Annotated in this window: 11 protein-coding genes; 6 read left to right on the top strand and 5 right to left on the bottom strand. The window is 67.5% G+C overall.

Translation table 11 applies throughout. The features are described 5' to 3' along the window. Window positions 1-101: 101 nt before the first annotated feature. The gene (locus ACEQX1_RS20015; RefSeq protein WP_187390770.1) at window positions 102-476 is read left to right on the top strand and encodes a response regulator; all 375 of its coding nucleotides are present in this window, start codon (window positions 102-104) and stop codon (window positions 474-476) included. Window positions 477-647: 171 nt separating this feature from the next. Beyond that, window positions 648-4,538, top strand: coding sequence for a PAS domain S-box protein (locus tag ACEQX1_RS20010; protein ID WP_370197506.1), 3,891 nt, complete (start codon window positions 648-650; stop codon window positions 4,536-4,538). Between the two features lie 42 nt (window positions 4,539-4,580). Here ACEQX1_RS20010 and ACEQX1_RS20005 read toward each other — a convergent pair whose 3' ends face one another. After that, on the bottom strand, window positions 4,581-6,986 hold the full coding sequence (locus ACEQX1_RS20005; RefSeq protein ID WP_370192374.1) for an ATP-binding protein: 2,406 nt from the start codon (window positions 6,984-6,986) through the stop codon (window positions 4,581-4,583). Window positions 6,987-7,288: 302 nt separating this feature from the next. On the opposite strand from ACEQX1_RS20005, the gene ACEQX1_RS20000 reads away from it, so the two are divergent. The 3 genes from ACEQX1_RS20000 to ACEQX1_RS19990 are packed head-to-tail and all read left to right on the top strand — an operon-like array spanning window position 7,289 to window position 8,525. Further along, window positions 7,289-7,609, top strand: a complete 321-nt coding sequence (locus ACEQX1_RS20000) for a helix-turn-helix transcriptional regulator (RefSeq protein WP_210310115.1) — start codon at window positions 7,289-7,291, stop codon at window positions 7,607-7,609. Continuing rightward, window positions 7,606-8,070 (top strand): SRPBCC family protein, encoded by a 465-nt coding sequence (locus ACEQX1_RS19995; RefSeq protein WP_370192375.1) that lies wholly within the window; start codon window positions 7,606-7,608, stop codon window positions 8,068-8,070. Before ACEQX1_RS20000 ends, ACEQX1_RS19995 begins: the two co-directional genes overlap by 4 nt. Window positions 8,071-8,108: 38 nt before the next feature. Further along, window positions 8,109-8,525: a GFA family protein gene (locus tag ACEQX1_RS19990; RefSeq protein ID WP_024350204.1), complete on the top strand. Its 417-nt coding sequence runs from the start codon at window positions 8,109-8,111 to the stop codon at window positions 8,523-8,525. Window positions 8,526-8,619: 94 nt separating this feature from the next. On the opposite strand, the gene ACEQX1_RS19985 is transcribed toward ACEQX1_RS19990, so the two are convergent. Beyond that, the gene (locus ACEQX1_RS19985) at window positions 8,620-9,447 is read right to left on the bottom strand and encodes a phosphogluconate dehydrogenase C-terminal domain-containing protein (RefSeq protein ID WP_024350205.1); all 828 of its coding nucleotides are present in this window, start codon (window positions 9,445-9,447) and stop codon (window positions 8,620-8,622) included. Between the two features lie 106 nt (window positions 9,448-9,553). Here ACEQX1_RS19985 and ACEQX1_RS19980 point away from each other — a divergent pair, with 106 nt between their 5' ends. Continuing rightward, window positions 9,554-10,924 (top strand): four-carbon acid sugar kinase family protein, encoded by a 1,371-nt coding sequence (locus ACEQX1_RS19980; RefSeq protein ID WP_370197504.1) that lies wholly within the window; start codon window positions 9,554-9,556, stop codon window positions 10,922-10,924. 24 nt (window positions 10,925-10,948) lie between these two features. Here ACEQX1_RS19980 and nanR read toward each other — a convergent pair whose 3' ends face one another. Genes nanR through ACEQX1_RS19965 form a run of 3 tightly spaced genes read right to left on the bottom strand, consistent with a single transcriptional unit; the run spans window position 10,949 to window position 14,512 of the window. Further along, a complete protein-coding gene (gene nanR / locus ACEQX1_RS19975) occupies window positions 10,949-11,695 on the bottom strand; it encodes a transcriptional regulator NanR (protein ID WP_024350207.1) in 747 nt (248 codons plus the stop codon). A 4-nt stretch (window positions 11,696-11,699) separates the two neighbouring features. After that, entirely contained in the window at window positions 11,700-13,496 is a 1,797-nt protein-coding gene (locus ACEQX1_RS19970; protein ID WP_370197501.1) for a hypothetical protein, read from the bottom strand. Then, complete coding sequence (locus tag ACEQX1_RS19965; RefSeq protein WP_370192379.1) at window positions 13,493-14,512, bottom strand: Gfo/Idh/MocA family protein; 1,020 nt, start codon at window positions 14,510-14,512, stop codon at window positions 13,493-13,495. The genes ACEQX1_RS19970 and ACEQX1_RS19965 overlap by 4 nt, the downstream gene beginning before the upstream one ends. Window positions 14,513-14,516: the final 4 nt, after the last annotated feature.

The following is a 14,516-nucleotide window of genomic DNA, read 5'->3' as shown; positions in this document are numbered from 1 at the left end:
TCGCGGCGCTTTCGTGCCATTGCGGGCAGGGTGCCGTCCGCAGCCCTCGCGAGAGGCCGGACATGCGCCGTACCGGAGACTGTCAGGACAGGAAGATATCCATGACGACCCATCGCATTCTCCATGTCGACGACGAGGCTGACATCCGGGAAATCGCCGTGATGTGTCTCGAACTGGAGCCGAGCTTCGAGGTCCGCGGCGCGAGTTCGGGCGCCGAAGCCCTGGCGGTGGCCAGCGAATGGGTGCCCGATCTCGTGCTGCTCGACGTGATGATGCCGGGCATGGACGGACCCGAGACATTGCGACGCCTGCGCGAAGACGCGCGCACCGCCGAGGTGCCGGTGGTCTTCATGACCGCCCGCACGCAATCGGCCGATGTCGAGCGCTTTCTGGGTCTCGGCGCCCTCGGCGTGATCCCCAAGCCGTTCGATCCGATGGCGCTGGCCGGCGAGGCCCGCAGCTACCTGGACCGCTGACCGGTCTGCCGGAACACGGCCGATCGTGCCGACGGATAGGGTAGGGGACTGCCGACTTGTCGCAGGGCGCAATCTCGTCGCGTCAGCTTAAGCTATTCTCAAAGGAAAGACGGAATGCTCGCCTAGCATTGCCCGGTCGACACTTGCCGTCCGGTGCGCGGGGATACTGTCATGACCGGCCTGCACCGTCTTACCCAGCTCTATCCGATCCGTCTGGCGATCGTGATCATTCTCTATGGCCTGGCGGGCTGGCTGGGGCTGCTCCTCGCCGTGCCGCCGGGCTACGCGACGGTTCTGTGGCCCGCCTCGGGTATCGCCGTGGCGGCGCTGCTGCTCTACGGAGCCGGGCTCTGGCCGGGGGTGCTGCTCGGCTCGCTGATCGTCAATCTGAGCGCCGGTCATGCGGCCGCGCCGGACGGGATCGCGGCGATCGGCATCGCCGTCGCGGTCGCGATCGCGGTCGGTTCGACCATTCAGGCGCTGGTCGCGGCCGGCCTCGTGCGCAAAGTCTTCGGCGTGCCGGTCAATCTGTCGAGCCGCCGCGATCTGCTCCTCTTCGCGCTGTGCGCCGGGCCGCTGCCGTGCCTCGTCGCCGCCTCGATCGGCGTTGGCTCGCTTTATGTCGCCGGCCTCGTTGCCCCGGAGGCGCTGGCCCGCAACTGGTTCACATGGTGGTTCGGCGATGTCGCCGGCGTGCTGATCGTCCTGCCGCTCGCGCTGGTCGCGCCCTGGCGGAACTGGAGCCTGCGCTGGTCGGGGCAGCCGGTCACGCGTTTCACCGCCCCGTCGCTGCTGGCGCTGATCGTTCCGCTCGCCCTGACCCTCTACGCCTGGAAGATGACGACGGAGATTTCCGAACAGAAGAACCAGGCGTCCTTCGCGGTGCTGGCCGAAGACAGCCTTCAGGCGCTGTTGCACCGCATCTCCTCCTACAAGCAGAGCCTCGACGGCGGTTCGGGCCTGTTCCTGGCCTCCGCATCGACCACCGCGCAGGAGTGGGAGACCTTCGTCGAGGCCCTGAACATCGAGGAGAACCTGCCCGGCATCAACGGCATCGGCTTCATCCAGCCGGTCGGCCTGGGCGGCCTGCAGAGCTTCCTCGACCAGGCGTTCCGCGACGGGGTGGGGCCGATGCAGGTGCATCCCGACACGCCGGCACCGGCAAGGTTCGTCATCAAATATATCGAACCGCGCGATCGCAACCTGAAGGCCCTCGGGCTCAACATCGCCTTCGAAACCAATCGCTACGAGGCCGCGGTGCGTGCCCGCGACACCGGCGAAGCGGTGATCACCCGCCGGATTTTCCTGGTGCAGGACACCACAAAGAGCGCCGGCTTCCTGCTGCTGCGCCCGCTCTATGCCAATGGCCGGCCGCTGCGCAGCATCACCGAGCGGCGCCGCGCCTTTCTCGGCTGGGTCTATGCGCCCTTCATCGCGCCGCTGTTCATGGACAATCTCACCGCAAGCCAGGGCGTCGGCGTCGATCTCAGTGTCTATGACGGCGGCACGGCCGATCCCGAACAGCTGATCTATTCCAGCAAGGCCTCCGGGTCCGAGGGGCACGAGCCGGCCTACCGGGTGAAGAAGGTGCTGCCGGTCATGGGGCAGCAATGGACGGTCTCCTGGCAGAGCACGCCCGATTTCGAGGCGAGCGTCGCCAGCAACGAGGCGACGCTGATCCTGGTCGGCGGCATGCTGCTGACGGTGCTGTTCGGCGCGCTCTTGTACTCCCACGCCCGCCGCGAGGAATCGATCCGCAACACCGTCGAGATGAAGACCCACGCCATCGCCGCGCGCGAACGCGAGAACCGCGCGATCGTCGACACCGCCGTGGTCGGCTTCATCGTCCTCGACAGCGCCGGCCATATCCTGTCGGTCAACCGCGCCGTGGAGGCGATCTTCGGTCACACCGCCGACGAGATCCGCGACCGGCACGTGGAGACCATCCTCAGCTACGACGCCATCACCGCCGTCACGCTCGCCACGGCGGTCGGCGAGGGCGAGCCCGCGTCGGATTCGCCGGTGGTCATCAGGACCCGCAGCAAGGCCGGCAAGCGCCTGTATCTCGACGTGCAGCGCAACGACTGGTCGACCGAATCCGGCGACCTGCGCCATACGCTGATCATCCGGGACGTGACGGCGCAGCGTCTGGCGGTCGAAGCGCTGGAGGCGAACGAGCGCCGCTGGAACCATGCGCTCGAAGGGGCCGGCATCGGCGTCTTCGACATCGACTTCCGTCGCGGGCAGTCCTTCGTCTCCGACACCTGGAAACAGATGCTGGGCTTCTCGCCCAACGACGACATTGAGCCGCGGGCCGAATGGCTGGCCCGCATCCATCCCGAGGATCTGCCGGCCCTCAAGGCGGTCGAGGACGCCTATTACGACACCGCGACATTCCGGTCGGAAGCGGAATACCGGATCCGCCGCAAGGACAATGTCTGGATCTGGCTGCGTTCGGATTCCATCGTCATCGAGCGCGACAAGGCCGGCAAGCCGATGCGGGTGATCGGCACGCAGTCGGAGATCACCGAGCTGAAAACCGCCGAGGCGGCCCTGCGCTCCAGCGAGGAGCGGGTGCGTCTGGCGCTGCGCGACGCGCCGGTGGGCATGGCCATGCTCGATCTGAACGGCGGCTGGATCAGGGTCAACCAGGCGCTCTGCGCCTTCCTGGGCTACAGCGAGGACGAGCTTCTGGAGCGCGATCTGGTCGCCGTGACCCATCCCGACGACGTCGGGATCGACCACGAGCAGATGGCGCAGATGATCGCCCAGACGCTGCCGACCTACCAGGTCGAGAAGCGCTTCCTGCATCGCGACGGCCGCGCGCTATGGTGCCTGTTCAGCGTGTCGCTGGTGCATGACCACGACGGCCAGGCCTATCTCGTCTCCCACGTCCAGGACATCAACGACCGCAAGGAGATGGACCGTTTGAAGAACGAGTTCGTCGCCACGGTCAGCCATGAACTGCGCACGCCGCTGACCTCGATCCGCGGCTCGCTCGGCCTGATCCAGGGCGTGATGGCCAAGGACGTTCCGCCGGCGGCGACGCGTCTCCTGACCATCGCAGTCGCCAATTGCGAGCGGCTGGTCGCGCTGATCAACGACATTCTCGACCTGGAGAAGATCACCGCCGGGATGATGGCCTTCGAGACCGTCCTCGTCGATCCGAACGCGGCGGTCACCCAGGCGATCGAAGCCAACCAGCCCTATTTCGAGCGCTTCGGCGTCTCCGTCGCGTTCACCGCGACGGGCGAGGGAGAGGCGTGGATCCCGGTCGATCCGGCCCGCTTCCAGCAGGTCCTGGCCAATCTCCTGTCCAACGCCGCGAAATTCTCGCCGCAAGGCGGCGTCATCGACGTGGCCATCGAGCCGATCGACGGCGCGATCCGGATCTCGGTCACGGACCATGGCACCGGCATCCCCGCCGAGTTCCAGTCGCGCATCTTCGACCGCTTCACCCAGGCCGATTCCTCGGCCACCCGCGAGAAGGGCGGCACCGGGCTCGGCCTGCACATCACACGCCAGATCATCGAGACGATGGGCGGGACGATCGACTTCGCCAATGTCCCGGGGGCGGGCGCGCGGTTCTGGATCGACATGCCGTGCCAGCCCGCCGAGCCGGCGGCCCTGCCGCCCGGACGGTCGGAGGCGGAAGCCGCGTATGACGGGCCGCGCGGCCTGCCGGTCGGCCTGCATCTGGAGGACGACGGCGACTTCGTCGAGATCCTGTCGGCGATGCTGCGCGGCAAGGTGGAACTCGTCAGCGCCGGCAGCCTCGCCGAGGCGCGGCAGGCGCTCAGGGACCGGCATTTCGACTTCGCCGTGCTCGACCTGACGCTGCCCGACGGCCACGGACTGGCGTTTCTCGACGAGCTCAGCCGCACCGACGGCGGGCGCGTGCCGACCCTCGTCCTGTCGGCCGCCGACGTGATGATCGACGACGACCGGGTCGACGAGGTCCTGGTGAAGTCGCGGGTGACCGAAACCCGCATCGTGGCGTCGATCCTGTCCTTGGCGAGCGGCGAGAGCGAAGCCCCGGAGCCGGGAAGGCTCAGGGCCTAGAACGCAGCCGGCGGGGCGTACGGCCCCGCAGCCCCGCGGCGATCAGGCGCCGCCGGATTGCGGCCCGCCTGGCAGGTAGCTGCGCACCAGCCGCGCCACGTCGAGCTCCGAGGAGCGGGTCTTGGTCAGGGTCGCATTGACGCGGCGTGGCAGGTTCGGATCGACCTCGTCGGCCGAGAAGATGATCACCGCGACATCCGACGACAGGTCCGGCAACAAATCGAGGCCGGAGCCGTCCGGCAGGTTGATGTCGAGGATGACCAGCTCGAAGGGCTGCCGCGCCACCAGTTCGCGCGCCGCCTCCAGCGTGCGGGCGGAGGTGACGCAGACATCCCCGCCCAGCCCGCCGGCGAGCACTTCGGTGACGTCGCGATTGTCCTCGACATGCAGGATGCGCGGCCGGCTCTCGGGCGAGCGGATCGCCACGCGGTCCAGCGCGGCCCGCAGCTTGGCCGTGTCGATCGGCTTGGCCAGCCAGTCGATGATGCCGACGGCCGATCCGTTCAGCGCTTCGCGGGTCTCGTCGGCCACGGCCGAGATGACCAGAACCGGCAGATCGGGATTGCGCGGCGACCGGCGGATCTCGTGGAAGAGCTCGATGCCGCTGTCCCCGGCCAGCCGGATGTCGAGCGTGACCGCAACATATTCGAAGTTCGACAGAAGCGTCCGCGCCGTGGCGATGCCCGGGGCGATGTCGCTGGCAAACCCCTGCGCGTCGAGATGGGCGGCCACGATCTCGGCGATATCCCGCTCGTCCTCGCAGACGAGAACACGGGGGCGATGATCGATGACACCGGCCGGATCGTTCTGCCGGGCGACCAGTTCGGGCAGGTCGACATGGAAGGTCGTGCCGCTGTCGCCGGTATCGAAGCCGATCTTGCCGCCCAGCTTCTCGACGATCGTCTTGGCGATGCTGAGGCCAAGCCCCGTGCCGCCCTTCTGGCGATTGTCGGTGGCGTCGGCCTGCTCGAACTTGCCGAAAATGCGCTTGCGGAAGGATTCGGGGATGCCCTGGCCCTGGTCGGAGACCGACATGCGCACCCAGTCCTCGCCGAGCCGCGCGATCGTCACGGTGACGGTCCCGTCGACCGGCGAGAACTTGACCGCGTTGGAGAGGAAATTGGCGAAGACCTGGTGCAGGCGGTTGGTGTCGGTCTTCGCCTCGATGTCGGGCGCCTCGTCGACGAGCCGGATGGTCACGCGGCGCTCGGGCATGTAGCTCGAACTGGCGGCGATCGCCTGCTCCAGGAGGGGGCGCAAGCGCGTGCGCTGCAGGTCGAACGGCATCTTGCCGGATTCCAGCTTCTCAAGATCGAGAATGTCGTTGATCAGCAGCACCAGCCGTTCGCTGTTGTTGTGGGCGATCTCGACCATGTGGGCGGCCTTGGGCGGCAATTCGCCGGTGACACCGGCGGTGATCAGGCCGAGCGAGCCGCGGATCGAGGTCAGCGGCGTGCGCAGTTCGTGGCTGATCGTGGCGATGAACTCGTTCTTCACCGCGGCATTGCGCTTCTGCTCGGTGACGTCGCGATTATAGGTGATGATGCCGACGATCCGGCCCTTATGATCGCGGAACGGCGCCTTCAGCGTGTTGAGCCAGCCCTCGGAATCGTCCGGGAACACGGTCATCTGGTCGGTCCGGATCGCCTTGCCGCTCTCCAGCATGGCGACCTCGTCGGCCCGGAAACGCGTCGCCAGTTCGGGCGGGTAGAAATCGAAATCGGTCTTGCCGATCAGGTCGGCGGCGCCGCGAACCCGCATCATCGTGGCGGTGGCCGGGTTTGCGGCGATGAACCGCCCGTCGACGTCCTTCACATTGAGGCAGTCCGGAAGCTCCCGCACCATGGCGCGGTAGATGGCGTTGGTCGCCGACAGTTCGCGCCGGCGCGCCTGCCATTGCAGGACGACCGCGATGAGCACGGCGCTGATGAAGGTCAGCACCAGCAAGGGTACGCCGGTGCGGGCGAGAAGCGACAGCCGCAGATCGGCCGGGATCGCCAGGAACGCCACCAGCCGCCCGAAGGCCACTGCCAGGCCGAAGACCAGGATGACGCTGATCGTGCGCGGACGCGTGCGTGTCCACCAATAGGCGGCCAGTCCGACGACGATGGTGATGACGATGTCCGCGACGCCGGCCATGGCGCCCGCGCCGCCCAGATACACGCGGTAGAACAGGGCAGCGACGCCGGGGATGATGACGGCCGGTAGCCCGCCGAAGAAGCCGGCGGCGGCGACCAGCGGCGCGCGCAGATCGATCACGAAGCCGGCGATCAGCGGCTGCGCCGAGGCCATGGAGACGACGGCGCCGATGCCGAGGATCAGCCCGAGCAAGAGGGACTGGATCTTCGGCGACAGCCGGGTCGTCCATTCGGTGACGAAATCCCATGCGAGCACGAGAATCGAAACAAGCGCCAGATTGGCGAAGAGGGATTGCCAGAGAGGGGTCATGCTGCTCGCAGTCTGCCGATCCGGGCCGAATGGGAAGCGCCCTCGATCTATCTGGCGCAGCGGTACCACAAGCACGGCGATTTCGGCAAAGACGGTTCACCAATCCCTTCACGCCGACCGGGCAGGACCTGTTGCCGTCCCGCCTCGTGCGACATTGCCGGTCGCAGAATGGCTGCGAGCGTTGCCTTTCCGTGACACACCCGACAAGGCGGGGTGCCGCGGCATGCAGGTATCAGCCTGCCTGTCTTTACATGCAGGCAGAAACCTGCATATCATGGGCCGTCAGCATGGAAATGAGATCGATGGACGATGACAAGGTCTTCAAGGCGCTCGGCGATCCGACCCGCCGAAAGCTGCTGGACCGCCTTTGCGAAGAGAATGGCCAGACCCTCGGGCAGCTCTGCCTGAATCTCGACATGGCCCGCCAGTCCGCCACGCAGCATCTGGGAATTCTGGAGGCGGCCAATCTCGTGAGCACCGTCAAACGCGGGCGGGAGAAGCGGCACTTCATCAACCCGGTGCCGCTGCACGACATCTACGAGCGCTGGGTGCGCAAGTTCGAAACGCACCGGCTCACCCTGTTGCACGACCTGAAGAACGAACTCGAAGGAGAACGGAAATGACGCAGGACAGGACCAGTTTTGTCTACATCACCTACATCGCTTCGACGCCGGAGAAGGTTTTCGAGGCGATCACCCGGCCGGATGTCGCGCGGCTCTACTGGGGACACGAGAATGTCTCGGACTGGACCCCGGGTTCGACCTGGCGACATGTCCGCGACAATGACGAGCGGCCGGTGGAGATCGTCGGCAAGGTGGTCGAGAGCGCGCCGCCACACCGTCTGGTCATGACCTGGACCGGTGCGTCCCAGGCATCCGACCCGGACAGCTACAGCCGGGTGACATTCCAGATCGAGCCGAACGATCACGGCGTTCGGCTGAGTGTCAGCCATGACGACCTGCAGGTCGGCAGCGGCATGGCCGCCGGGGTCAGCAAGGGTTGGCCGCTCGTCCTGTCCAGCCTGAAATCCTATCTGGAAACGGGCCGGGGCTTCGATCTGTCCGGCAGGGCAAGGGCCGCCTGACGCGGCGCGGAGCGCTGCGCTTTTCGAGGATACGGAAGATGTCTGAAGCCTATACCGGCGGATGCGCCTGTGGCGCGATCCGCTACGAAAAGGCCGGCGTACCGATCGCCGCGCTTCATTGCCAGTGCCGCCAATGCCAGCAGCGCAGCGGCACCGGCCATGCGTCCTACGTGGTTCTCGACCGGCGCGAGGACCTGATCGTCCAGGGTGAGTTGAAGTCCTGGCCGGTCGCCGGTGACAGCGGCAACGTCAAGCACAACGCCTTCTGCCCGATTTGCGGCTCGCCCGTTTTCGTCACGTTCGAGGCGATGCCCGAAATGATCGCGATCCATGTCGGCAGTCTCGACGACCCGAGCTGCTTCCATCCGGGCATGGTGACCTATGCGGCCCGCGCCCAGCAATGGGACCGGGTCGGTCCGGGCCTCAAGAGCTTCGCCGAGATGCCGCCGGGCTAGACGGCAGACGAAGCGCGGGCGGCGTCGTTCGCAAACGAAACGGGCGCGTCCTGCGACGCGCCCGTTTCCTGTCATGTCGATGAAGCGTCGTGCTTCAGGTGATGCGCTGGATGCTTGCGGCGATCTCGTCGCGGTCGAAGACGCGCTTCCAGTCGTCGCGCATCAGCATCGGCTTACCGAATTCGATGGCCTTGTTGCAGGCGTCGGAGAACACGCCGTCGACCTCGTCGAAGATCACCGCGCCGAGGATGTTCATGTGGCCGAGCAGGAAGTCGCGGGCGCAATCATGCGGCACGCCCTTCTTGACCACTTCGTCCATGGCTTCGCGCATGACCACCAGCAGCGAGGCGCAGACCGTCTCCGACAGGCCCGGCTCCAGATAGGCCATCTGCTCGACGGTCACCTGATAGGTGCGGGCCACCGGCGCGTAGATGGCGCGGGCGACCTTGTCGCCGATCTCGTAATGCTCCTGCGGTCCCTGCATCAGCGCGTTGACGACGCCCTGCTGGGCCGCGACGCCGCCGAAATGGTCCTTGCGGCCTGCCTCGGTCTCTTCGTTGTGGAAGATCGGCGGATGGCAGGGATGGGTGACGAAATAGGTGATGTCGGCCCGCTCGGGCAGATGGCCGGCGAAGGGCGCCGCGGCATCGAGCACGACGACGATCGTGCCCGGCGCGACCTTCGGGACCACCAGCGACGCGACCTTGCCGATCACCGTGTCCGGCACGGCGAGGATCACCACGTCGGCGCCGTCCAGTCCGGTCTCCTGGTCGACGCAATCGACGCCGATCGCATCCTTCAGGCGCTCCTGGCCCTTCGGGTCGACCTCGATATGGCGGACGTCGAAATCCGATTTCGCCAGATTGCGGGAAAGACGGACACCCATTTTGCCGCCTGCGCCGAACAGCGCCACAGTGGTCATTGCCTACACTCCTCCGAGGTCCGACGGGACCTTTCCTAAACTGGTATGATGAGATAATAATAGGACCGAAATGTCAACGCCCGCCACGGGCCTTCGAGGTAGCTTCATGCAAGAGACAGAACCCGTCACGCCCTGGGTGACGTGGTACGGCGACGACTTCACCGGATCGGCCGCCGTGATGGAAGCGCTGGCCTTTGCGGGCGTGCCGACCGTTCTGTTCAGCGACGTGCCGGACGCCGAACTGCTCGCCCGCTTCAGTACGTGCCGGGCGATCGGCATCGCGTCCACCGCGCGCAGCCACGGCCCGGAGTGGATGGCGGAGCACATGCCGGCGCCGCTGCAGTTCCTGCACGATCTCGGTGCGCCGCTGCTGCACTACAAAGTCTGCTCGACTTTCGATTCCTCGCCGCAGACCGGCAATATCGGCAAGGCGATCGATCTCGGCCTCGCCATTCGTCCGGCCGCCGCGGTGCCGATCCTGACCGCCGCGCCGCAGATGCGTCGCTACCAGGCCTTCGGCCATCTCTTCGCCGGCACCTTCGACGGTGTCTACCGCCTCGACCGGCACCCGGTGATGTCGGACCATCCGGTCACGCCGATGCACGAGGCCGATCTCCTGAAGCATCTGGCCGAGCAGACGTCGCTGCCCTCGGCGCTGATCGACCTGGAGGCCCTGTGGTCCGGTCCCCAGCCGCGGCTGGAGGCGGCCCTGCGCGACGGCGCGCGGCTCCTGTCGATCGATTCGATGGAGCCGGCGAGCGAGACGGCGGCAGGGCGGCTCTTGTGGGAAAACCGCGACCGGCTCGGCTTCGTGGTCGGCAGCCAGGGCATCGAATTCGCGCTTCTGCGCCACTGGCTGGAGATCGGCCTGATCGCTTCGGCCGAACCGGCCGGCAGCGCCGGGCGCGTCGACCGGATCGCCGTGATCTCGGGATCGGTCTCGTCGATGACCGGCGCGCAACTCACCTGGGCCGGCGCCAACGGCTTCGCGCTGCTGCCCTTCGACGCAACGCGCGTCTGCGGTTCGCCGGCGGAACTGGCGGCGGAGGAAGACCGGCTCGTCGCGGCGGCCTGCGCGGCGGCCGCAAATGGCGCCAGCCCGCTGGTCCATTCGGCGCTCGGCAACCAGGACAAGGCGGTAGGGGCCTTCCGGTCGACGGTTTCGCAGAGCGGCCTGACCATCGAGATCGCCAACCGGCGCATCGGCGAGGCTCTGGGCCGGATCCTCGACCGGACGCTCGGCGAGACCGGGATCCGCCGCGCCATCATTTCAGGCGGCGACACGTCGGGTCATGGCATGCGGCAACTGGGTCTCGATGCGCTGGTCGCCTGTGCCCCGACGATTCCGGGCGCGTCGCTGTCCACCGCCTATGGCAAGGGCGCCCATGACGGGCTGCAGATTGCCCTGAAGGGCGGCCAGATGGGCTCGGAGGATTTCTTCGGCTGGATCAGGGACGGCGGCGGCCCGCGCGGCTGAACCGCAGTCACTGGGCCCGGACGATCAGCGCGGCGGCGTCTCGCCGTCGCCGAAGCTGTAGAAGTCGAGCGACCGGTTGAGATGGCCGCGCATGGTCTCCACCGCCTTGTCGGGATCGTGCGCGGCGATCACGTCGACGATGCAGTCGTGCTCGGTCAGGGTGATCTCCTCGTTGTTCGACCAGTGCAGCAGCGAGGTGTGGTACTGGAACAGCCAGCGCAGCATGGCGACCGAGACGGCCGAGATGATCGGGTTGGCGACGATGTCGGCGATGCGCGTGTGGAACGCCATGTCGACCTCGATGAACGGCACCGGGTCGCCGCCGAGGAGCGAACGCTGGCGCTGCACCAGTTCGCGCAGTTCCGCGACATCGGCGTCGGTGGCGTTCTCGGCGGCCACCCGGACGATGCCGAGCTCGAACATGCGCCGCGCCTGTTTCAGATGCTCCAGGTTCGACGGCACCGCGTTGAGCAGCAGGCGGGCAATCTCGTCGGTCTGGTCGAGAACCGTGCCGGCCGTGATCTCGTTGACCCGGCTGCGCTCGCCATGGCTGATGGTGATCAGGCCGGCATTGTGCAGCGATTGCAGCGCTTCGCGCACCGCCGGTCGGCCGACGCCGAAGCGCTCCATCAGGGCGCGCTCGGAGGGCATGTAGTCGCCGGCGCGCAATTCGCGCGACCGGATCATGTGGCGCAATTTGTCCAGCACCTGATCCGAGAGCTTGCGCCGGACGATCTTTTCGCCCTCCTGGCCTGAATCGAGCTGGAACACCGCTTTACCTCTTCGATCTCGTCGCGCCGCCCTGCCGCAGCGTTGCGCCGACGTCGTCTCTTACCTTCCAACCAAAAGGTGGCAAGTCTTCGAAGGGTTCTAATGTGAGGTTTGCGTCGAACACGGCACCCGACAGGGCAAGATGGGCGCGTTGTGTGTACACTTCGCTCGCCACCACCGCCATCCCGGCGCAAGCCGCCAGCGCCGCGATCGCTTCGGTCAGGGGCAGGCGGCTGCCATCGGGCGCGAAGAGGCCGCGCGGTCCATAGAGTTCGGCCGGCGTCCAGACCGAGATCCCCGCCGGGGCCAGCGCGGTGGCGAGCCCCACCGCATAGGCGGCGGCAAACCGGCCGGCATGGCGCGGATCGTCGTCGGCCATGGCGACGCGGCGGCGATCCGGGTTCGGGATGGTGCGGGCGCCATAAGGGTTCTGCCGCATGGCGATGGTCGACGGGCCGATGCGGTAGTCGCGATCGCCGATGATCGCCCGCGCCGAGGCGGTGATGTGGGCGACGGCTTCCAGTGTCTCCATCACGGCGCGGTCGCCGGCGTCGTGGACGATCGGGCACAGCGAATGGGCGACGAAGTCGAGCATCTCCACGGGCGGGCGCTTGCGGTTCAGCTCGGGAAAGAAGCTCGCCATGCCGCCGCCCATCAGCGGCACGTCGAACCGGCGGCGTGCAGCGGCATGGATCGCGTCGAGCGGCGGGCAGGGCGGCCAGGTCGATCCGGGCGGCGTCGATTGCCGGTCGACGGACGGGCAGACCATGACGCTGGCCGGCGCAAAGCCCGCCGCGCGCATGGCGTCGGCATAGCCGGCGAGGATCGGGTCGGGATCGACATCCGCATCGCCGCCGAAATCGGCGATCATCTCCAGGTCGAAACCATGGGAGGGCGCGGCGGCCTGCAGGGCGGCATGGGCGGCGAACTGCCCGGGAACGTCGCCGAGGCTGGCGTCGACATGGCAGAGCAGGCGCTGCGGCCGGACCGCGTCGAGATCGCCGGGGCTGGAAACGGCCTGACGGGCATGGTCGGCGGTGACCAGAATGGCCGTTTGCGGGAACGTCGTTCCGGCGGCCGGCGGCGCGGCGGGTTTCGGCGCGGCTGCCGGGACGTCCGACCATGTCAGGCGCACGGCTTGGCGCAGTTCCTCGCCATCGGCGATGTCGTAGGGCCAGGGCAGGGCGATCGGCCGGTTGTAGGTCTTGAAGGAGGCGTCACCCCACTGGCGCTGGTCCTCCATCTCGAAGGCGTCGCCCTCGAAACGGCAGCGGCATTCCTTGTCGCCGACGCGATGGGTGATGCCGGCCATGTCCATGAAGGGCTGCCACGGCGCGATGCGCTCGGGAAAATGGCCCTCCTCGACCTGTCCGTCGGTATGAGTGACGGTGACGGGCGCCCCGGCCTGGCCGGTGATCGGGTGGAGGACCGTGAAGCCGGTACGGTTGGTCTCGAACCGGCCGCTCGCCTTGCCCACCGCATCGAAATCCAGCCCGTCCGGCCGGACACGGATGGTCAGGTCCACGTCGAGCCGCCCCGGCGGGTTGGTGAAGGCGAGGGCGCAGTTGAGCACGAGCGCATCGCCCTCGCGGCTCTCGCGCACCGGACCGGCCTCCGGAAACAGCGTGCCCCAGTCCCGGTCGCGGGCGAGGAACGCCACGTGCCGCAGGAGTTCGCGGCCTCCCACGGTGAGGTGGGAGATCGCGCCGTTGCGAAATGCGAAGGCGACGGGGCCGAGCTCGACGGGACGCGCCGTTTCGAGCGGCTGGTCCGTGCCGTAGAGTTCGACCGGATCGCTCATATGTCGGACAGCCTCACCGTCTCGCCGGTCTCGGCCGAGCGGTAGGCGGCCTGGACCAGCGCCAGGGTCTTCAGATTGTCGGCGCCCGAGGTTTCCGGCTGGGTGCCGGCGTTGATGCAGGCGACGAAGTGCTGCTGGATGATCCGCACGCTCTCCTGGATGTTGTGCCAGGGACGCTCGGCCCAGGGCAGGACGGGCGGCGACACGTCGGTCACCGTCTCCTCGCCGCCGGTCTGGACGACCAGGCTGTAGCCGGCGCCGAGCCGCAGCGTGCCCTCGGTGCCGTCGATCTCCAGCAGCGACTGCGGGAAGGTCTCCGGCGTGCGGCGGGTGGCATAGGAGCAGTCGACGACGGAGGTCACCCCGCCTTCGTGGGCGAGCAGCATGGTGGCCACGTCCTCGCCTTTAATCTTCGGATTGACCCGCTTCGTGGTCGCCGCGATGCGCTCGACGTCACCGAACAGCGCCCGCGAGATGTCGAGGATGTGGATGCCCAGATCCTCGATGATGAAGCGCTTGCCTTCCGCCAGATAGGGCTGGCCGGAATAGACGTCGTAGCCCGAACGGAAGGCGACGCGGCCGAAGAAGGGCGTGCCGATGGCACCGCTGCGCACGGTCTCGATCGCCTTGCGCACGGCCGACTGCCAGCGGAAGTTCTCGTGCACCATCAGCGTGCGGCCGGCGGCCTCGACGGCGGCCACCATGGCGCGGGCGTCGTCCATCGTCTCGGCGAAGGGCTTCTGGCAGATGACATGGCAGCCGGCGCCGGCGGCCATTTCGACCAGCGGCCGGTGGCTCTGGACGGTCGTCGCGATGTCGACGAAGTCCAGCTCCTCGGCCGCGAACATCGCCGCGGCGTCGGTGTAGGTGCGGGTGATGCCGAAGGTCTCGGCGGTGGCGGCGAGCCGCTCGGGATCGCGGTCGCAGAGCGCCACGATCTCCGCGCCGTCGATGTCGCGCCAGGCATGCAGCTGGTTCTGTGCAAAGAAGCCGCAGCCGATCAATGCGCCTTTCATGGGG

This window comes from Aurantimonas sp., assembly GCF_964217435.1.
GTDB classification, from domain to species: domain Bacteria; phylum Pseudomonadota; class Alphaproteobacteria; order Rhizobiales; family Rhizobiaceae; genus Aurantimonas; species Aurantimonas coralicida.
This window is presented reverse-complemented; position numbering and strand designations above follow the sequence as displayed.